The sequence below is a fragment of the Polyangiaceae bacterium genome (assembly GCA_016715885.1).
In the GTDB taxonomy this organism is placed as follows: Bacteria; Myxococcota_A; Polyangia; order Polyangiales; family Polyangiaceae; genus Polyangium.
In genome coordinates this window covers 77,250-95,404 of sequence record JADJXL010000010.1, presented here as the reverse complement: position 1 = coordinate 95,404, position 18,155 = coordinate 77,250, and the positions used below count along the sequence as shown (strand labels likewise).

General features: G+C 59.3%; 16 protein-coding genes and 1 pseudogene. 7 read left to right on the top strand and 10 right to left on the bottom strand.

Features of this window, described 5'->3' with window-relative positions; genetic code table 11:
• Nucleotides 1-88 precede the first annotated feature (88 nt).
• Both trxA and IPM54_12700 read left to right on the top strand, forming a co-directional pair.
• A complete protein-coding gene (trxA, locus tag IPM54_12705) occupies nucleotides 89-553 on the top strand; it encodes a thioredoxin (GenBank protein ID MBK9260668.1) in 465 nt (154 codons plus the stop codon).
• A 309-nt stretch (nucleotides 554-862) separates the two neighbouring features.
• A complete protein-coding gene (locus IPM54_12700; GenBank protein ID MBK9260667.1) occupies nucleotides 863-1,756 on the top strand; it encodes a PCRF domain-containing protein in 894 nt (297 codons plus the stop codon).
• Between the two features lie 197 nt (nucleotides 1,757-1,953).
• Here the strand turns inward: IPM54_12700 and IPM54_12695 are convergent, their stop codons facing one another.
• From IPM54_12695 to IPM54_12675, 5 genes are all read right to left on the bottom strand, one after another.
• Nucleotides 1,954-3,081, bottom strand: coding sequence for an NADPH:quinone oxidoreductase family protein (locus IPM54_12695; protein ID MBK9260666.1), 1,128 nt, complete (start codon nucleotides 3,079-3,081; stop codon nucleotides 1,954-1,956).
• 168 nt (nucleotides 3,082-3,249) lie between these two features.
• A complete protein-coding gene (locus tag IPM54_12690; GenBank protein MBK9260665.1) occupies nucleotides 3,250-4,719 on the bottom strand; it encodes a S8 family serine peptidase in 1,470 nt (489 codons plus the stop codon).
• A gap of 309 nt (nucleotides 4,720-5,028) precedes the next feature.
• Nucleotides 5,029-5,715, bottom strand: coding sequence for a hypothetical protein (locus IPM54_12685; GenBank protein MBK9260664.1), 687 nt, complete (start codon nucleotides 5,713-5,715; stop codon nucleotides 5,029-5,031).
• Between the two features lie 239 nt (nucleotides 5,716-5,954).
• Nucleotides 5,955-7,844: an AAA family ATPase gene (locus IPM54_12680; protein MBK9260663.1), complete on the bottom strand. Its 1,890-nt coding sequence runs from the start codon at nucleotides 7,842-7,844 to the stop codon at nucleotides 5,955-5,957.
• Nucleotides 7,845-7,932: 88 nt separating this feature from the next.
• Nucleotides 7,933-8,850 carry a zinc metalloprotease gene (locus IPM54_12675; GenBank protein MBK9260662.1) on the bottom strand — a complete coding sequence of 306 codons (918 nt, stop codon included), beginning with the start codon at nucleotides 8,848-8,850 and terminating at the stop codon, nucleotides 7,933-7,935.
• Between the two features lie 304 nt (nucleotides 8,851-9,154).
• Between IPM54_12675 and IPM54_12670 the strand changes: the two genes are divergently transcribed.
• Together IPM54_12670 and IPM54_12665 are read left to right on the top strand one after the other, a co-directional pair.
• The gene (locus IPM54_12670) at nucleotides 9,155-10,522 is read left to right on the top strand and encodes a sodium-dependent transporter (protein ID MBK9260661.1); all 1,368 of its coding nucleotides are present in this window, start codon (nucleotides 9,155-9,157) and stop codon (nucleotides 10,520-10,522) included.
• A 109-nt stretch (nucleotides 10,523-10,631) separates the two neighbouring features.
• Nucleotides 10,632-11,780 carry a PQQ-dependent sugar dehydrogenase gene (locus IPM54_12665; protein ID MBK9260660.1) on the top strand — a complete coding sequence of 383 codons (1,149 nt, stop codon included), beginning with the start codon at nucleotides 10,632-10,634 and terminating at the stop codon, nucleotides 11,778-11,780.
• A gap of 158 nt (nucleotides 11,781-11,938) precedes the next feature.
• On the opposite strand, the gene IPM54_12660 is transcribed toward IPM54_12665, so the two are convergent.
• Nucleotides 11,939-12,163: a hypothetical protein gene (locus IPM54_12660; GenBank protein ID MBK9260659.1), complete on the bottom strand. Its 225-nt coding sequence runs from the start codon at nucleotides 12,161-12,163 to the stop codon at nucleotides 11,939-11,941.
• A 122-nt stretch (nucleotides 12,164-12,285) separates the two neighbouring features.
• Here IPM54_12660 and IPM54_12655 point away from each other — a divergent pair, with 122 nt between their 5' ends.
• On the top strand, nucleotides 12,286-13,197 hold the full coding sequence (locus IPM54_12655; GenBank protein MBK9260658.1) for a phosphotransferase family protein: 912 nt from the start codon (nucleotides 12,286-12,288) through the stop codon (nucleotides 13,195-13,197).
• Between the two features lie 104 nt (nucleotides 13,198-13,301).
• Here the strand turns inward: IPM54_12655 and IPM54_12650 are convergent, their stop codons facing one another.
• A complete protein-coding gene (locus tag IPM54_12650; GenBank protein MBK9260657.1) occupies nucleotides 13,302-14,075 on the bottom strand; it encodes a hypothetical protein in 774 nt (257 codons plus the stop codon).
• Between the two features lie 488 nt (nucleotides 14,076-14,563).
• Between IPM54_12650 and IPM54_12645 the strand changes: the two genes are divergently transcribed.
• Both IPM54_12645 and IPM54_12640 read left to right on the top strand, forming a co-directional pair.
• Nucleotides 14,564-14,944 (top strand): hypothetical protein, encoded by a 381-nt coding sequence (locus IPM54_12645; GenBank protein ID MBK9260656.1) that lies wholly within the window; start codon nucleotides 14,564-14,566, stop codon nucleotides 14,942-14,944.
• Entirely contained in the window at nucleotides 14,941-16,038 is a 1,098-nt protein-coding gene (locus IPM54_12640; protein ID MBK9260655.1) for a hypothetical protein, read from the top strand. The genes IPM54_12645 and IPM54_12640 overlap by 4 nt, the downstream gene beginning before the upstream one ends.
• Before the next feature lie 32 nt (nucleotides 16,039-16,070).
• On the opposite strand, the gene IPM54_12635 is transcribed toward IPM54_12640, so the two are convergent.
• The 3 genes and pseudogenes from IPM54_12635 to IPM54_12625 all read right to left on the bottom strand — a co-directional run bounded on the left by IPM54_12635 (nucleotide 16,071) and on the right by IPM54_12625 (nucleotide 18,098).
• Nucleotides 16,071-16,889 carry a hypothetical protein gene (locus IPM54_12635; GenBank protein ID MBK9260654.1) on the bottom strand — a complete coding sequence of 273 codons (819 nt, stop codon included), beginning with the start codon at nucleotides 16,887-16,889 and terminating at the stop codon, nucleotides 16,071-16,073.
• A 95-nt stretch (nucleotides 16,890-16,984) separates the two neighbouring features.
• Nucleotides 16,985-17,143: pseudogene (locus IPM54_12630) on the bottom strand (aromatic ring-hydroxylating dioxygenase subunit alpha).
• Between the two features lie 46 nt (nucleotides 17,144-17,189).
• Nucleotides 17,190-18,098, bottom strand: coding sequence for a PAS domain-containing protein (locus IPM54_12625; GenBank protein ID MBK9260653.1), 909 nt, complete (start codon nucleotides 18,096-18,098; stop codon nucleotides 17,190-17,192).
• Nucleotides 18,099-18,155 lie beyond the last annotated feature (57 nt).

Sequence of the window (18,155 nt, the reverse complement as noted above, 5' to 3'; positions counted from 1 at the left end):
GCAATCCGTCAGGGCCGCATATTTTCGCTTGCCAACGACGAGTGCGTACGCAGATTCAGGAAAGTGACAACAACGGAAGCTATCCACCATGAGTCAACATCTCACCACGGATGAACGTGGCGTCATTTATCCATGTCCTCATTGCGGCACGGCGAATCGCATTGCTTATGCGCGTCTTGCCCAAGAAGGACGCTGTGGTTCGTGCAAAACCGGCCTCCCAACCCTGAACAGTCCGATTGAAATCACGGGTCCCGAGGCGTTTTCCGGCCTTGTGTCTCAATCCCCGTTGCCGGTGGTCGTGGATTTTTGGGCTTCGTGGTGCGGTCCGTGTCGAATGATGGCCCCGGAATTTGCGAAAGCGGCGGCGCAAGCGGCTGGCAATGTGGTTTTTGCCAAGGTGAACACCGACGAGCAGCAGCAGATCGCGGCTCAATTTCAGATTCAGGGCATTCCCGCGTTTGCCCTCATCAAGAACGGGCGTATCGCGGCGAAAACCAGTGGTATGCAGCCCGCCGCCCAGTTGCTCGAGTGGATTCGAAGGGCCTCGGGCTAGCCGATGCATGTAGTAAGCTGCGAAGACGGCGTATTCGACGCCCCATAGAAAAATTTTTGCCACGGAGCAAGATTGCCTTTGACGAGGGCTATGGCGTGATGTATACACGACGCGCTATGAATTCTCCCATCCTCGAACGACTGTCCGATCTACGTCGACGCTTGACCAGGCTCCGCGACGGTCTTTGACCTTCCCCGGCAGGCCAGGCGCCTCGCCGAACTCGACTTCCTCCTCAGTACGAACGATCTTTGGCGCGACCGCGAACGTGCCGAGCAGCTCCTTGCCGAGCGTGCACGACTCGGGGCGCAATTGGATCGAATTGCTTTCGCCGAGCATAAGCTCGACGAAACGGAGGAGTTTGTCTCGCTCGCTTTGCAAGAAGGCGACCTCGATGCGCTCGCTTCGGCTGAGTCGGACGTCGCGCTTCTCGAAGGGCACCTGCGGGAAAGCGCGCATCAATGCGCGCCGCCGGAGCCGGAAGGGTGTCGTGGGGCGATTGTATCGATTCAGCCCGGTGCGGGTGGAATCGATGCGAAAGACTTCGCAGCGATGCTTTTGCGGATGTACCAGCGATGGGCATTTCGGCGAGGGTTTTCGGTCGAAGAGCTGCATTGCCAAGAAGGTGCCGAAGCTGGGATCGATGTCGCGGTGATTCGAATTCCGGGGGCAGGTATGTACAACCTGCTTCGCGGTGAACACGGCGTGCATCGGCTCGTGCGGGTGAGCCCGTTTGGCAGAGGGGATCGCCGGCAAACATCGTTTGTCGCGGTCGAAGTGCTGTGCGACGTGGATGATACCATCACGATCGACATTGCCGAAGACGAGCTCGAGGTGACGACGATGACTGCCGGCGGGCCTGGTGGGCAAAACGTCAACAAGGTCGCTTCGGCGGTGCGCATGCGGCACATTCCGACGGGGATTGTCGTGGTTGCGCGGTCCGAGCGGAGTCAGCATCAGAATCGGGCGAATGCATTGCGGCTTTTGCGGAGCAAGCTGATGCAGCTCGAAATGGAGCGGCGTGAGCAGGCTTTGGCGGAGAGGCGTGGGGCGCGGCCGGTGATTCGATTTGGGCATCAGCGGCGCAGCTACGTTTTTGCGCCGCAACGTATGGTGCGCGACGAGAACACCGGAATCGCGAGCCCGCACATCGAGCGTGTCCTCGATGGGGAGCTGGATGCATTTTTGGATCCGGCGATGGCGTAATGGATCGAGCGTGCCAACCACTCGAGGGGCGTCGTCCCAAAGGTGGTTGGCACGTTTTCTATGGCGTGTTCGTCATCCATAACGCGTTCACGGGAGGCGCCCAGATGTCCGGCGCGAGCGCCGCGTGCTCCATGCCCGTGGTTGAAAATCAACCACCGGATGGTTGATTTTCCGTCATACGACACCCTGCCCGCGCTTCAGGGATGCAGCACGGCACCGCCGACGAACTCCGCATTCCATTTCGCCCGCATCGCCTCGGCATATCGTTCGAGTGGGTAATGCCGCGCGACGTATGGCCGAATTTTCCCTTCGCTTGCCCAACGCATGACCTGCTGGAGCCGCGGTGCGCGAATCGTTGGATCGTGCAATGTCGAAATGGCCGTCGGACAACCGAGCACGTCGAGGCCCTTCATCATCATGAGGTTCGTCGGGAGCGTGTTGACGTTTGGCGCGCCACGTTGCCCTTTGCCTTTCGAAACGAAAGGCGTCGAAGCCCATCCGACGATCAGGAACCGAGCGCCGAAGCGGACGCATTTCAAGCTCTCGACCGAGATCTCGCCGCCCACGCCGTCATAAACCACGTCGACCCCGTCGCCGCCCGTCAAGGCTTTCACATCGGCGCGGAACGGCCGAATACCGTCGCCTTCGCCTTTGCAGTTGATGACGTGATCGGCGCCTTGTGCGGCCACGATTGCAAGTTTTTCATTCGAGCGACCCGTTGCGATCACCTTGGCGCCGATGATCTTGGCGATATGGACCGCAGCGAGCCCGGTCGCGCCCGAGGCACCATGGATGAGCACGGTCTCGCCGGCGCGAAGGCGCCCGCGCGTGACGAGGCAATGGTACGCCGTCTCGTAGTTGCCGAGCAGGTTACACGCTTCGTCGAAGCCAAGTCCATTGGGAATGCGCTGCACGGCCTCGATGGGCGCGACGCCATACGAGGCGAATCCGCCATATTTTTGGTAATTGCCAATGGAGCGCGGCCCTGCGAGCAATCCGTCGACCAGGATCGGATCACCAACGGCAAAATCGCTCATGGCTGCGGCTTCGTGGCCCATCCACGCAATGACACCCGCATATTCGAGCCCCGGACAATACGGCGGCCGCGCCATGTGCTGGTATTGGCCGCTCGTCATCAGCAGATCGACCCAGCCGACGGACGCGCTCTTGATGGCCACGATCACGTCGCGGGCCGATAGCGTCGCCGGATCGGGCGGCGGCATGTCCTCGAGCGACGTGTGCAGCTCGATGGCCTCGAGGGGAGTCTCGCCGAACGCTGCGACGACGACCTTTTTGCCTACACGGAGAGTTTTGTCACTTTGCAAATGAGCCTCCAAGCGCGTCCCTACCATGCGGCTATCATGATTGTCGTGGGAGCGTCAACCGTTGGCTCTTGCAACGTGAAGTCACGCGACGACAATTCTGTGGAAATGATCGTTGACGAGCGGCGGGGGTGCCTACAGCGGGCGCATCGAATCGATGTCACCCGATGTTCAGAGATCCTCGGTCAAGAAGCTGGCAATGTCCAAGCGCCCGCCGGTCACGGATTTGTTCTGGAGTGCGGGTGTCGGGATCGTCGTGTCGAGGAGGGCCGCTCGCACGGCCAAGTGGTTCGGAGGGTCCGAAGGGGCCGCCGCCATGAGCAGGGCGATGGCGCCCGTCACGTGCGGCGTGGCCATGGACGTGCCCGAGAAATACGCATAGTTATTAGACGGCACCGTGGACAGAATCCGCACACCAGGCGCGCCGAGATCCACGGTTTTTTTGCCGTAATTCGAGAACGATGCCAGATTGCCATTTTCATCGATTGCTGCGACGGAGATGACGTTGTCGACGGCATAGCCCGATGGGTAGTTCGGGAATAGCCACGAGTCGGTGTTCCTCCCCCTGTTGCCAGCAGCCGCGACAAACGCGATACCTGCCGCATTCGCGCGCTTGATGGCGTTGTAAAGCGCGGACGAAAACCCGCCGCCTCCCCAAGAGTTGTTCGTGGCCACGAGGTTGACACCGCTCTGCTTGAGGCCGGTCATGTAATCGACGGCCTTGACCGCATTGGCGGTCGTGCCTCCATTGGGACCCAGGAATTTGGCGACGACCATTTTCACGTGCCAGTTTACGCCAGCGACACCTATGCCGTTTCCTCCGACCGCGCCGATGGTGCCGGCGACGTGCGTCCCGTGGCTGTCGCCGTCGCCGGCATCGAAAACGGTATTGTCGTTATGGAAGAAGTCCCAGCCATGAAGGTCGTTGGCGAAGTTGTTTCCGTCTGTGCCCACGCCATCGACGACCGTGGGATTCGTCCAGATGTTTGCCGCGAGATCAATGTGGTCGATGTCCACACCCGTATCGATGATGCCGACGACCACGTCGTTCGATTCGTCGCTCGTTTCGATATTGCCGATGTCGCCGATGTTGCCGATATGGCCCATCGCCCAAGCTTCTGCGGCCTGCGAGCCGAATTGATTCGCAGGAGAGCTGCTGTCACCATAAGTGCCCCAAAGGTCCCCATCTAGGTATGATGGATCGTTGGAGTCCGCCGTATGCCGGTAAATGTAGTTTGGCTCGGCAAACGCGACACCAGGGGCGTTGTCGAGCGCTCGCGCCGCGATGGCGACGTCCATCGTGGGGGGCAGGGAAACCCGCTCGAGCGAGCCTGCGCCGCTGCGCCTCATCGCCCCAGTATGGATTCGCTCGGCGACGACGGCGCCGAGTCGCCCTCGTGCTGCGACCTTTTGCCATTCCGTCGCGCCTGGCTCGTATTGAATGAGCAGCTCGCCCGGCATGAACTCGGCCGTCGGTAGGTCGATCCATGCATCGTGATGGGCATCGACATCCCTATCGGCGTCGTGATTGGCGTCCGTATCGACCGGGTCCTCGATGTCCGGCGCATCGGGCGAGCAAGCTTCGATTGTCGCGAGGGCCAAGATGAAGACCGAAGAGAAAGCGAGTACATTACGGCGCATGAATACCCCCAGACGGCGCTCGGGCGCGCCGACGGGCGCAATATCGAGCGACGGCAAATGGCTCCGAATCCGTTCAACGCGGCACCGTTTTGTGGTGCAGCACACGGTTAATGCGGGAAGGTTTAACCTTCTGGCTCTGCCGAGCAACCCAAAACAAGGGTCAACCAGGGGCTTTCTGGAAATCGACCCTACGCCAAGCTGTCAAGATGTTCGGAGCAGACCGCGCCATGGCGCCGAGATTGCTTGGTGAGGAAAATCGGGAGAATGGCCAAGAAAGATGTGCGCCGTTTCCCGTGATGCGAATGCCCATCAAGATGTTCGGAGAACACGTTCGTAGAGCACGAGGCGGCGATGAGGTTCGGGAATGGAGGCGAAGATGGGGCGGCCGTCGAAAATAAAATCTTTGTAGACGATGCTTGCACGTTCGGTAAAGCCGGTCGCAATGGCGCTACGTTGTGAATAAGCTCCGGTGCATTCGGTCACGCAGCGTTCGAAGCTGCGATCGCGAATGACTTCGACGCTCGCGCGGAACAGATTACGCGCAATGCCTCGGCGAGAAAATCGTCCGTCGGGGTCGACGGCGACCATCCAGAGATCGCAGGCTTGGCCCACCTGAAGACCGGGTACTTGCGCCTCGTACAATGCATCGACGCTTTCGAGCGCCTGGAAGATGGGACCGAAACGAGGAAAATGGTCGGGAATTCCGGCAGGCAAAGGCGCCTTGAAGTCACGATTGATGAATACCCCGGCAAGCAGATCGGGAGCTTCTTCGGGGACGGCGATGACGGACAAACCATTGGCTGTACATTCGGGAATGAAGCGCGACGCCAATGGGTAGACATCGTCTGCATGGAGGCCAATGGCATGAGCCATGGGCTCGTGCGCGAACGCGGCACCGAGCAGCCGCGCCATGGCTTCACCGTGTTCGTCGCGGGCGATTCGGTAACGAAATCCTTGGTCACGAAACAATTCGTCGGAAGAAGAATTCGAGGTCATGCGCGTCCTCCGAAATGGTCCACGTCGGAGGGAACGATGACTCCAACCGTCGCCGAAGCCAGTCATTCCATGACGGCGCGGCGTGTGCCGAACATTCCGGTCGAAGGTCCCTTTCGCTCGAGAAAAACGATCCGAAAGGGACATACCAGGAGTCGAGCGCGATGCGAGATGGTATGAACGGCTTCGTGTCGATAATGCTGGTCGAATTTCTCGCAGGCCGCGCGTGTCACACAAGACGCTCACCCGCGCTTGCGCGTACGAGCGGGCGATGCCTTCTTCTTCGCCCCCACCACTTTCCTTTTCGCCGCCGCTTTCTTCATCCGCTTCCCAACCACCTCGACCCGTTTTTCCGGTACATCGTCCGGCCAGGCGCGAAAAAGGATTCTATTCGTCCCGACGAACACGAGCGTTCCGCATTTCAATTGGTAATCCCCCACGAGCAGCGGGAGGAGCGTCGGGTCTTTCGAATACCGCTCGACCTGCGCAGCCGCATCGGCAAATGCCGCATTGATTTGCGCTTCTTTTGCATTGGCCTTGACGTACTTCAATTCGAGCAGCCACGAATAATTCAAACCGGGGACGTTTTTCGCCGCCGCGAGGAACAGATCACAATAGCCTTGCGAAAATTCCTTTTCACTCAGCGCATAAAATACTTTGCCCAGCGACACGAACATCATCAGCAGCAGTTTGATGGTCTTTTCACCGAGCTTTTGCGTGTCCTTGATGCCGAAGTGCTGGAGGACCTGTTCGTGGAACACGTGCAAGAGCGGCGCAATGTCCCCTCGGATCGAAAGGGCACCGAGCGCAAATTCGATTTGACGCGTATCGATCTGGAGATTTTCTTGTTCTTTCAATGTGTGACCGAGGTATTCCCACTGCAGTGTCCGGATCACGCGGTTTGGAATCTCCAAATCGTAGAACACACCAACCTGAGGCACGTCGCGAAGCGTCAGCATTCCCATGTAATAGAGGAGCGAAATGAACGACGCCGGTGACGACAAACTCTTCACGCCGAATCGATCCACGATGTCGCTTTGAATCGACGGCTCGTGCAGGATCGTCTCGAGTAGCTCACGCCGCTCCCGCGCCGCGACACCTCCCAAGGCGCCAATCCGCTGCAAGTGCTCGTATGCCGTACGGACGTTTCGATCGAGCAGGTCATCCGGAAAGCGCTTCTTCGTCGCCAGCTCGCGCAGAAAATAAAGCACCATGTCCGAATTGAACACGCGATCGGTTGCATCCGAAGAGAAACGATAGCCATTGTAATAGGCTTCGAGCGTCTCGAAAAGCACTGTGCGGTCGCCGACGTGCTGGGACAGCGACGGATGCGCCGCAACGAATTCGTCCAATGCACGTTCGACGTCTTGACGCGTAAAACCCGCCAGCGCATTGAACTCCGCAACCGTCGAAATGTTCGTCGAGATATTGAACCCGCTCGACATGTCGTCCAGCATGAGCGGCGTGACGCCAGTCACAAAAAGCCGAGCGACCGTACCGAAGGTCGTGCCCGTTTTCAGCGTTGCGTAGAAGGTACGCACGAACCCGGTCTTGGTCACGATTGAGCCATAAACGTCCTCGAGCCCCTCCGCGAGCAGCCGGTTGGCGAAGTGATCGTATTCGTCGATGAGAATGTACAGGGATTGGCGTTCCATTGTCGCTGCCGCAAGGACGGCGCCCATCAGCCCAGACGCATCGGGGTAATTGCCGATGTCTGCGAGGAGATGCTCGAATTTGGGACACCGTCGACGATACTTGTCGAGAAACACCTCCACAGAGGTCCTCACCGTCCTCACGAAGCTATCCCGAATGTCGTCGATGTCCCCGGTCGTTTCGACGGCAGAAAAGTCGAAATGGAGGACGAGGTACTTGTTGCGTTCGTTCGTGGGGTGTTCGTGGACCCATAGACCCCGAAAGAGCTCATCGAAATGGTTTGCCCCATCGATGTCGTAGTAGTGAGACATCATGCTGACGAGCGTGGACTTGCCAAACCGCCGCGGGCGGAGAAAAACGAGGTACCGGTAGCCGGACTCCGCACTTTCGAGGTCTGCGAGAAACCGCGTCTTGTCCGCGTAGAAGTAACCTTCGCGGCGGATTCTCGCGAAATCGGCTTGACCGTAGGGAATTTTCATGGGCGCGGCCTTCGTGCGGGGCGAACGCTAGCACGAAACGGAGCGCGTGGGCAGTCTGGAAGTTCAGGGGTTTCTGGCGCCCCTGCCGCTACTTGCCAAACCGGTACGTCGTGAACTGCGCGTCCATGCGCGCATCCTGGCCAGCCGTGAAGTGGTCCATGCACGAATCGTCCGTGTAGTCCATGAAGTTTCTGATCGGGTCGGGCCCCGCAATGTTTTTGCACGAATCGCGTCCGACGGGGCAACCATAGGCCGGAGACTTTTCCGCAGGCGTATCGCTGACCTCGTCACCACCCCCCGGCTTTTTCGCGCAACCGCCTTGGAACGTGTGGTACAGGCCCATCCAATGACCAACCTCGTGCGTCGCAGTGTCACCCAGATTGTACGGGGCCGCGTCGCCACCCGGCATGGACGAATATAGAATTACCACGCCGTCATCACTCGGAGCCTTGTTGTAGGACGACGGGAACGTCGCCCAACCGAGAAGCCCGCCACCGGGATTGCTCGAATAAATGTTGAGGTCATCCGCGCTGCCCTTGCGCAGAGCGTTTTTCATATTGCGTTCCGCAGTGGTGCCTGGTCCCGCCGCATACCACGTCGCATTCGTCGTACGACTCACGCTCACGAGGACAAAGCTCCAATCCGTCTCGGCGAATGCTGCATTGAGCACGTTCATCTGTGCGTTGATCATCGAGCTCGGGACGTCACCGTTCGCGGCGCCCGCCCCCTTGTTGATGACGTGGAAGTACACATTGATCTTGCCCCCCGTAACGGGCGGGGGCGGATTACCGCCACCGGGTTTTCCCTTTTCGCCCTGCGCGAGCCTCGCCGCAACTTCCATCTGCACACGCGCAATTTCTTCATCGCTCGGCGTGCGCGTGCTGCATCGCGCAAATTGCGGATTGCCATTCGCCGGCGTGGCTTTCTGTCCAAGCTCTTGATGGACGAACGCCTCGTCATCGACCTCGTCGCCCGTCTCTGCCATACAACCAATTCCAAGAATCATTCCGCTGCTGACGAGCATCGTCATGGTCGCGGCACGAAGCGCAAGACGTGAAGCATTCATATTGCAGTCTCCTCATTCGACAGCGCCTACGATTAAATCAGAGCAAATGCGGTTCCGAGGAAAGCAGGATCGCGACCCGCCGCCAAGCACGACGTCCGCGATGTGGCTCGCGGGAATTGATGCACCGAGCTTCTGGTCGAGGACGCGAGACGGAATCCACCTAGCGAGGACGAATCGGCTTGCATCGCGCGCGCCGCCGGATTAGCACGCGAGCGCACGCACAAACACCATCCACGAGCATACGATGAGCACGACACGCGGACAGTGGGGATCTCGTCTGGGATTCATTTTGGCGGCGGCAGGTTCCGCCATTGGCCTCGGCAACATCTGGAAATTTCCCTATATCACGGGCGAAAACGGCGGCGGTGCGTTCGTCATCATCTATCTGTGTTGCATCGCTCTCGTCGGGCTGCCGATCTTGCTTGGAGAAATCCTCATTGGGCGCATGGCTCAAACTTCGCCCGTCGGCGCATTCCAGAAACTCGCGCGTCCGAAGAGTCCCTGGATGGGCGTCGGCTTTCTCGGCGTCATCGCGTCCGTCGTGGTGCTCTCGTACTACAGCGTCGTGGCCGGCTGGGCAATCCATTACACCGTGGGATCCGTCACGGGAAGCGTGCTCAATGCCGACATTGCGCAAAGCAAAGCCGCGTTCGGAGCGCTATACGAAAATGGAATGCTCAATGTCATTTATCATTCGGCGTTCATGTTCGCGACGGCGCTCATCGTCATCGGCGGCATTCAAAAAGGGGTCGAACGCGCGTCGCGCGTGCTCATGCCCACCTTGTTCATCTTCCTCATCATTCTGGCCATTTACGCATCGCGGCTCTCGGGTTTTCCCAAGGCATTCAATTTCGTTTTCGGGTTTCATACCCATGACTTGAAACCCGCCGGGGTGCTCGAAGCGCTGGGGCACAGCTTCTTTTCGCTCAGCGTGGGCATGGGAGCCATGCTCACGTACGGCAGCTATTTGTCCAAACACGATGACATCGTCGCCGCATCGATTGCAACCACGGTGCTCGATACGCTCGTGGCCTTGCTGGCATGTGTCATCTTGTTTCCCATCACGTTCACGGCGGGCATTGCGCCCTCGAGCGGCCCGGGGCTCGTGTTCATCAACATGCCCGTGGCTTTGGCAGGTTTGCCCGGCGGCGCTTTGCTCGCCACCGTGTTCTTCGTGCTGCTCGTATTCGCAGCCATCACGAGCAGCATTTCGATGCTCGAAGTGATCTGCGCGTACTTCATCGACGAGAAAGGCTGGAGCCGCAAAAAAGCCGTCATCACGACGAGTATCTTCATCTTTTTGCTCGGAATTCCGTCGGCATTGTCTGGCGGCAAAGGCTTCTTTGGCGCGGGCGTGACCCAAATCGTCGGCAAAAACTGGTTCGACGCCTTCGATTACCTCGCGAGCAACTGGATGCTTCCGCTGGGAGGCCTTGGCATTGCGCTTTTTGCGGGCTACCGGATCGACGCTGCCGCTCGTGCCGCCGATTTCGCGGATGGTTCGCGCCTCGGAAAGCTGCTGTTCGTCTACATGGGTTGGCTGCAGCTCATCCGGTTCGTCGCACCCATTGCGATCCTGTTCATCATTTTGCACGCGATCGGCGTCGTCTGAGCCGCCGCTCGCTTGCTGACCTGCCTCCTCGTCGCCAGGCACTCCTCGTGCTGCGGCCCGATCAAGGAGGTTCCCTGTGCGACATTTCAACGCTAGGCGCTGTTTGCTCATGCTTCTGGTCCTCGGTGCCTGCACGGTCACGGCTCCGAACGGCAAGACAAACGCGGCATTGGGCAATCCCGTCGTAGGTGATCCTCCTCGAAATGTGGACGATGTTTTCATCGTTCAACCTGGAGATTTCCACGTACAAACGTGGATCCAAAACCTCGAAATCCCCTGGTCGCTCGCATTTTTACCGGATGGCCGAGCGCTCGTCAGCGAACGGCCCGGTCGAATACGGCTCATTAAAAATGACCGCCTCGTCGAGCAACCCTACGTGAAAATCGACGTGGCCAGCGTCGGCGAAGGGGGCCTCATGGGCCTGGCCGTGCATCCGCGTTTTCCCGAAGAGCCCTACGTGTATGCAATGCATACGGTTCGCGTAGGGGGCGAGCTTTTCAATAGGGTCATCCGCCTGAGGGATCATGGAACTACGGCCGCGATGGATAAAGTCATCATCGACCGCATTCCGGGGTATCGGGTTCACGACGGTGGAAGAATCGCGTTTGGGCCCGACGGCATGCTTTACGTCACGACGGGTGATACTTGGGAAGCGGAAATTGCACAGGATTTGGATAGCCTGGGAGGCAAGATATTGCGGGTCGCTCCAGATGGAAGCATTCCTCAGGACAATCCATTCGAAGGATCGCCCATTTATTCCTACGGTCACCGAAATCCTCAAGGACTTGCCTGGCATCCTCGGACAAACCATTTGTTTTCATCCGAGCATGGGCCTTCCGGGGAATTCGGGCTCCGAGGTCACGACAGCATCGATGTCATTCAAAAGGGCGGAAATTATGGTTGGCCGCTCGTGCTCGGGGACGTCGACATGGCCCCTTATGTCGATCCAATCATCATGTGGAAACAGGCGACGCCTCCGGCGGGAATGGCTTTTCTCAATGAGGATTTGTATATTGCGACCTTGCGAAGCGAAGCGCTCGTGAGGGTCGAATTGGCACAAAGGGGCGGCTCGTACGAGGTGACTGCCATTGAGCGCCTCTTTGCAAGGGATTGGGATGACGGCGTCTACGGAAGACTGCGCGACGTGGTTCGTGGGCCGGATGGAAGCCTGTACGTGCTGACCAGCAATCGAGACGGTCGCGGCACCCCGCGCCCGGGAGACGACAAGATTCTGCGATTGACACCCAGAGGGCGTTGATGCCTCTCACGGCAACTACGCACGAGTATCGTCGCCGTCCACCACGGATCCCACTATGCAGCCGATTCGCACGCTGATAGCATCGGCCGATTGCCCGGTGGGGGACGGGTGAATGGGGCCGAATGCTCGAACCTTGCTTTTCCACAGCCGCAATAAGCCTACCTGAACCACGCGCCGACAGCATCGGCGGGCGCCGTCTCGGCGATGCATTCCGCGTGATCGAGGCCCTCCACGAACCCGATCCGCTCCTCGTGCGCGCCCTGTGCGCCGGGCGTGGCCCAGTGCCCGCCGTCGCGCTCGTCGTACGCCGTGCCGTCCAACCCGACGCGATACGTGTATTCGCAAACAATTTCTGGCGCACCGTCGAATCGGTCGGCTCGCATCGCTCCGACGATGGCTACGTGCGCGTGCAGCAGATCGGCGCCACTCAATTTTGCAAATCCGGTCCGCGGATATCGGTCAGCCGTTTTCTCGGGGCAATCGACGACAGCGTCGTGTTTTGGACATGACAGCGCTGATCGCCGGAGACGCCATGCGCCCGTTGCCTGCCGAGGTTCGGCACGCGCTGGCGGGGCTGCCATTCTTGACGGCCGCGGACGTGCGCGCTGCGATGGGAGTGCCGCTCGGGGGCGTTACCAACCAGAGCTGGGGCGTGGTCGTCAATGACGAGCGATTCGTCATTCGAGTGCCGCGGCCGGGGACTCCGCGCCTTCTCGATCGGGAGGCGGAGGCCGCCAATACGCGAATGATGTCCGAGCTTGGCGTGAACGTGCCGACGTTGTTTTTGGATCCAGCCACGGGCGTCAAGGTTTCCCGTTGGCTCGACGGAGCGCCGCTCGGGCCGGAGGATCTACGTGATCCGGCGGTCGTTGCGGAGGTTGCCCAGCTTTTGCGCCGCGTTCACCAGAGCGGGATGCCATTTTCGCCGGCGTTTCGCCCGCTACGGCTCTACGAGGACATCGTACATACGAGCGGTCGTCTTTCGCCGGAGCTTGCCGCTGCGCAGGAGCACTTCGCCGTGTGCCGCGATGCGCTGCTGTCGTTTCGCGCCGAGCAAGTTCCTTGTCATCAGGACCTTTATCGAGGCAATTTCTTTCGCGTCGGTGGGCGGCTGTACCTCCTCGATTGGGAACACAGCGGTTTTGCGGACCCGGTGTACGATCTTGCGGACCTATCGGTGCAGGCAGATTTCGGCCCTGACGAGGACCGGATCCTATTGCAGAAATACTTTTTCCGTGCTGGGGAAGCTTTGCCTGTCGAGCGGTTTTTCTGGGCACAACAGCTCTCGCGCCTCGTTTGGTACACGTGGGCGCTCGTGCGTGCCGAGGCTGGCGAGACCGACCCTGCGCATTTGCTTGCTGGACGCCGCAAGTTCGCGCTCGCTCGAGACGCTTTGCATCGGTGGGTCGGGGCGTGAGGTGCAGCCAATGCCGTCACACCCAGCTAAACGCGACGGCAATCACGCGTACGTTTTCGATGACCGAGTCGTCGTCGAGTTGTTGCAAAACAATCCGTGACGGCTCACGTCCCCCCCGTCCCCTCTTCCTTCTTCGCTCGCTTCTCGCGCCGCCGCGCTGTCGCCTTGGCCACCACATCCAAAAGCGGCCGCCGCAATGCCTCGATGGTTTGCTCCGACGCCGTCGACAGCTCCAAGTTCATCAGCACCGCTTCCGCCACTTGCGCCCAATCCCGCATCCGGCGCCGCACTTCCGCCGGCGTGATCGTGTCCTTCTTCGCATCCGCCGCAGCGACCACCCGTTGCCCCTCGACCGCCCCAAGCTCCGTGCCCACCGCGCCAATGGCATGCGCAACATCGAGCGCCGTCATGTCTTTCGTCACGTGCACCTTGCTCAGCACCGACGCGAATTCGTTCGTCGCTAGCGAATTCAATTGCGCCGCATTACCAGCCTCGGCTTGGTACGTTGCCAGCACGCCCCGTAGGCCAATCGGGAAAAGCGCATCGCTCGCCCGATCGATCGCTGCTGCATGCGCTTCATCGCCGCCATCGCGCCCGAGCTCGAAATACTTCGCGGCGAGCAATGAATAGTGAAGACCGCGGCTCAGGTTGTCATGCCGGTCATCGAGCTTTTCGGCCTTCGCATTCAGCTCGCCGAGCGTCGCATCGGCCGTTGCACCATCGCGTGCGACGATGAGGGCCTGGTGGGTCGTATCGACGCGATCGTACAGCGGCGCAATTTGAGGCACCGCAAGAAAGGTAGCCTTCTGCGGGCCCACCCATGCCGCAGAAATGCTGATCATCTCACCAATCTGGAGGTCTCGTACGGAAGTGCTCATGTCGGGGACGGTACAGGAGTGCCGAGTTGTCTGTCAAGCTTTTGTCGTGTGGACAGCGTGGGCTACTTTCGAGCTTCCCGCGATGTCCGAAGTAACCGCGAAGGTCGATTAGCGAAGGCGTGCGCCTCGCAAGAGCCACTCGGCGCTGGGATCCGCAACGCGCGCGGAACCTGGAAGCGACACCGAGGGTCGGATCGGATCAGTTGGCGCAGGTCGGAAGCGACACCGCGGGTCGGGTCGGAGCGGTGCGCGGGATCCGGAGGTGACACCGCGGGTCGGGTCGGAGCGGTGCGCGGAGGTCGGAAGCGACACCGCGGGTCGGGTCGGAGCGGTGCGCGGAGGTCGGAAGCGGCACCGAGGGTCGGGTCGGAGCGATCTATGGACGGTGCATGGCTCGTCAAGCACGCGCTTGCGGACCTAACCGTGAAGAGTTTTGCCGGGCGCACTTTTTGTTCCAACTCGAACCGACTTGTAGTATCATCTGTCGCGTGGCGATCCCGTGGACAAAAGACGAACGGAATGACGTGGAGCAGGGTATTGCAAAGCATCCGATCGAGAGCGGACGATGCGCAGCGCTTGCTCGAGTGATTTACAAGATCGCAAAACCTGGAGATCCGGACACCTACGGGGTACAACTCAGACCACAAAGGGGCGCGAGATATCTTGTGCCGATAGAGCCAAACGTGCCGTATTGGCACAGCCATACACTGGTGGCTACACATGACCACAACGTCGATGCCGTAACCGGTGCAGATGGCTATCATGCGAAAGAGTACCTCGAAAGATATTGGCATTTCCATCAAATGCTGACCGTAGAAATGGTCGATGTGGAGACGATTGATGTTGGAATCGAGGACGATGTGTCATGAAATCCCTTCATCATACCATCGTTCACTGGGTCGACCAGCGCATTGAAGATATGCTCTCGGCACCTCGAATGTGGGGTGGAGATGAAGCTGTCGAAATGCAATTGCTACTATTGTTCGAGATGCGTGCTCTCGCAATGCGACCTGCACAAGAATTAGACAATCCTAGTCGTATTCTCGATACTTACGCAGCGTATCTCGCGAAAACATACCCAACAAAGCCACATCGCCCACTCTGTCAAATTGTAGAATCAGATCGTCTTGGACTCAATTTGGCTGCCGAGTTGCGCAAATTCCGGGATGCATTCGTTCCGCAAATGTTGGAGGAAAACCCGTATCAGCACCACCATATCGCAATTCAACTTACCTTCAAGCCACGAGTAGTCCCAACAGCGTCGGCTGTGACTGGTTATTATGAGGAGTTTCGACGGGCGGCACGGGCTGTGGCAAGGCCACGGGACAAGGCGATTGGGCGTCCCACGAAAGGTGTCGAAGCAGCAACTGATTTTTCATTGAATGATGTACGCATGACTCATCCCAATGGCCACGCTGCCACAGCACTTCTATTGCTTGGCGCCGGGCCCGGGCAGCAAGACTTGTTAGCGCAGGAGCAGGTACATGATGCGCTAGCCAATTTGATTACCATGGGTGAGTGGGCTGGGTCTGGTTCCAACGTGTCTGATCTGCCGGTGGATGACGTCGAACAGCGTACGCGCGTTGCAGTCCAATCGCTCCGAATACTCCCGCAAGCAGGGATAAGCCAAGTTGCAATTGGTGGCAAATTCATCGGTCGTGCACGACCGGTCGAGTTCCACCCTGAGCACGAAAAGCGCATCATGGAGGTGATCGGCTCGGTGGCAGCATCAGAACCTTTTGACCGACAAGATGAAACGCGCGGCGTAGATCTTGATCGCGGCCTTGTCATTCTTGGCCAGAAGGAACGCCTGCACTGTTATGTTCGTGCGGAGGATCTTGGAAATATGGCGCGCGCGGGGGTACAAGCACATGTGCGTGGGACGTTGTTCCGACCATTGACCGGAAAACAATTCGTACGCGCAGAGAAGTTGGATTGGATTGGCGTTCCGGACGAGGATTAGCATTCTGGGTCAGAAGTTGATTTGTTTCATGCCTACGGCAACCGCGTCGCAATATCCGCAATGACGCCCGCCACGAACGCTTGCGTGTTCACCGCGCCGCTGGCAGGCGTGTAAAAGTTCGTCCACGTAATGTACGGCGTAAACGCGGCAAACCCAAGCTCCGGGCCGGCACTGTAACCACCCGTGAGGCCGATCGGAATGGATGCCGTCGCCACAGGATCGCGCAGATCACCGATGGCAAGCGTGGTCGTCGATCCAATATGAATGCGATCCGTGATTTGCGTATAAACGCTGACGGGGACGCGGAAGCCAAAATGAGGATCGTTGTCGGTATACAACGGCACCTGCATGGCAACATCCAATCGGAATTGGTCACTCGGTCGAAGAATAACAGGAAACATCGGCTGAATGTAGCTGATGACGTTGGGCGATTGGGTGTCGAACCAAGCAATGACGCCAGCGCCGACATCGATGGGCGGCGTTTTCACGAATCGACCGGTGATGGCAAAGCGGCCCGTCCCTGGAACGGAATGCGCATTCATGTAAAACGGCGTGATTTGAAAATCGACATGTACCTCGGGAACGATGCCCCAAAGCGTGCCCACCGTCGCGGCCACGCGGCGATCCTGGTCGCCGCCAGGGTATTCGATGGAGGGAATCAAATACACGTCGACCATCTCCGCAGGCAAAATGAGCCCGCGCTTGACCATGGGCGTGGGGCCCTTCGGTTTTCCCGGAGCAACCCGAGCTCCCGCTCGCGTCGCGACAGGCTCGGCACTCCTGGCTGCCGAGGCCGCCAGAAAAACGAATACAAACGCGGCAAGCGCCGCCATCTGTTGTCGCGAGCCCATGTTGCTGCGTATTGCCTTGGGGCCTTACGCCCGGGGCGTCAGCCCCACGAGCCCTCGATGGTGAAAAAAAAAGGAGGGCGGGGGGATCCCGCGGCTCATCCGTCGTTACGTATGCCCATCGCCCGCAAGTATTCTTGATCGAACTGCCAGACGAGGCCCTCGGCATTCGCATAGGGACCGGGCGTGTAGGCGCGAGAGCTCACGCCGAGCTGCGATAGCTCGCAGACGTGCCAGTCTTGCCGGTTGGTCTTGTTTCAGGAATGCACCCACGGCTGAGCAGTGAACGCCGAGGGCAGGCGACTACCGCCTCCTGCCTCGACGCATGGCCTGCGCAATCCCATGTTTCAAGTTCGCGCAAGTGCTCATGCCGGCAAGGTCGTCGCCATGTTTGCAAAACGCCTGCGCAACCTCGGCACGAATGCCCGTGAGCAGCACGTCGACCCCGAGCAGGCGCGATGCATTCGTCACGCGCGTCAATGCGTGCACCACGTCTTCGTCGATGGCCGGGACGCCGGTGACGTCGACGATGGCAAATCGCGCCCGTTGCGAGGCAAGCCCGCGGAGAAGCACTTCCAGCACCTGATTGGCACGCGCCTGATCGATGGGGCCGATGAGCGGCATGACGACGATGTCGTCCGTAATGGGAATGAGCGGCGTGGACAATTGTGCGAGTAGCAACGCTTGGCTACCGAGGAGCTTGTCGCGTTCGATTTCGGCCATTTTTTGCGCCGTGACGTCCAGTGAGAACGCTTGCCAGACGACGGGCTCATTGGATTCGTCGCGTAGAATCGTAAATCGCACGTGCATCCAAATGACTTCGCCATTCGCCAATATCCAGCGGTATTCTTGGACGCCTTCAGTGGAATTTCCAGCCGCCAGGGCTTGAATTTCTCGTTTGGCTTTTTCCTTGTCGTCGGGGTGCACGAGCTCCAGCCAAAATCCGGCTTGACTTTGCCATCGTTCCATACCGTAGCCCGTGATCGCCTCGACCGACGGGCTCACGTAGCTCGCGGCAACTTCATCGGGTCGGCCCCAGGTTTCCCACGAAATCCCTGGCAGCGTCGACGTGAACGCATTAAAACGCTCGTCGGCCCGGGACACCGCGACCTCGAGATCGCGAATGCGTTTCGTGGCGGCGTCGAGCTCTTGCCGCAACGTTTCCGCTTCACGAAGATCATCGACCCCTTGGGGAATATCCGTTTCCAACATGATCCGGCTCAGATTACCACGACACCTGCCACGGATGCGCCGCATTTTCGAAGCGCT

Coding starts and splice junctions, on each gene's coding strand:
- trxA (MBK9260668.1), top strand. CDS start 89: ATGAGTCAACATCTCACCACGGATGAACGTGGCGTCATTTATCCATGT.
- IPM54_12690 (MBK9260665.1), bottom strand. CDS start 4,719: ATGCGCCGTAATGTACTCGCTTTCTCTTCGGTCTTCATCTTGGCCCTC.
- IPM54_12685 (MBK9260664.1), bottom strand. CDS start 5,715: ATGACCTCGAATTCTTCTTCCGACGAATTGTTTCGTGACCAAGGATTT.
- IPM54_12680 (MBK9260663.1), bottom strand. CDS start 7,844: ATGAAAATTCCCTACGGTCAAGCCGATTTCGCGAGAATCCGCCGCGAA.
- IPM54_12675 (MBK9260662.1), bottom strand. CDS start 8,850: ATGATTCTTGGAATTGGTTGTATGGCAGAGACGGGCGACGAGGTCGAT.
- IPM54_12670 (MBK9260661.1), top strand. CDS start 9,155: ATGAGCACGACACGCGGACAGTGGGGATCTCGTCTGGGATTCATTTTG.
- IPM54_12665 (MBK9260660.1), top strand. CDS start 10,632: ATGCTTCTGGTCCTCGGTGCCTGCACGGTCACGGCTCCGAACGGCAAG.
- IPM54_12660 (MBK9260659.1), bottom strand. CDS start 12,163: ATGCGAGCCGACCGATTCGACGGTGCGCCAGAAATTGTTTGCGAATAC.
- IPM54_12655 (MBK9260658.1), top strand. CDS start 12,286: ATGACAGCGCTGATCGCCGGAGACGCCATGCGCCCGTTGCCTGCCGAG.
- IPM54_12650 (MBK9260657.1), bottom strand. CDS start 14,075: ATGAGCACTTCCGTACGAGACCTCCAGATTGGTGAGATGATCAGCATT.
- IPM54_12640 (MBK9260655.1), top strand. CDS start 14,941: ATGAAATCCCTTCATCATACCATCGTTCACTGGGTCGACCAGCGCATT.
- IPM54_12635 (MBK9260654.1), bottom strand. CDS start 16,889: ATGGGCTCGCGACAACAGATGGCGGCGCTTGCCGCGTTTGTATTCGTT.
- IPM54_12625 (MBK9260653.1), bottom strand. CDS start 18,098: ATGTTGGAAACGGATATTCCCCAAGGGGTCGATGATCTTCGTGAAGCG.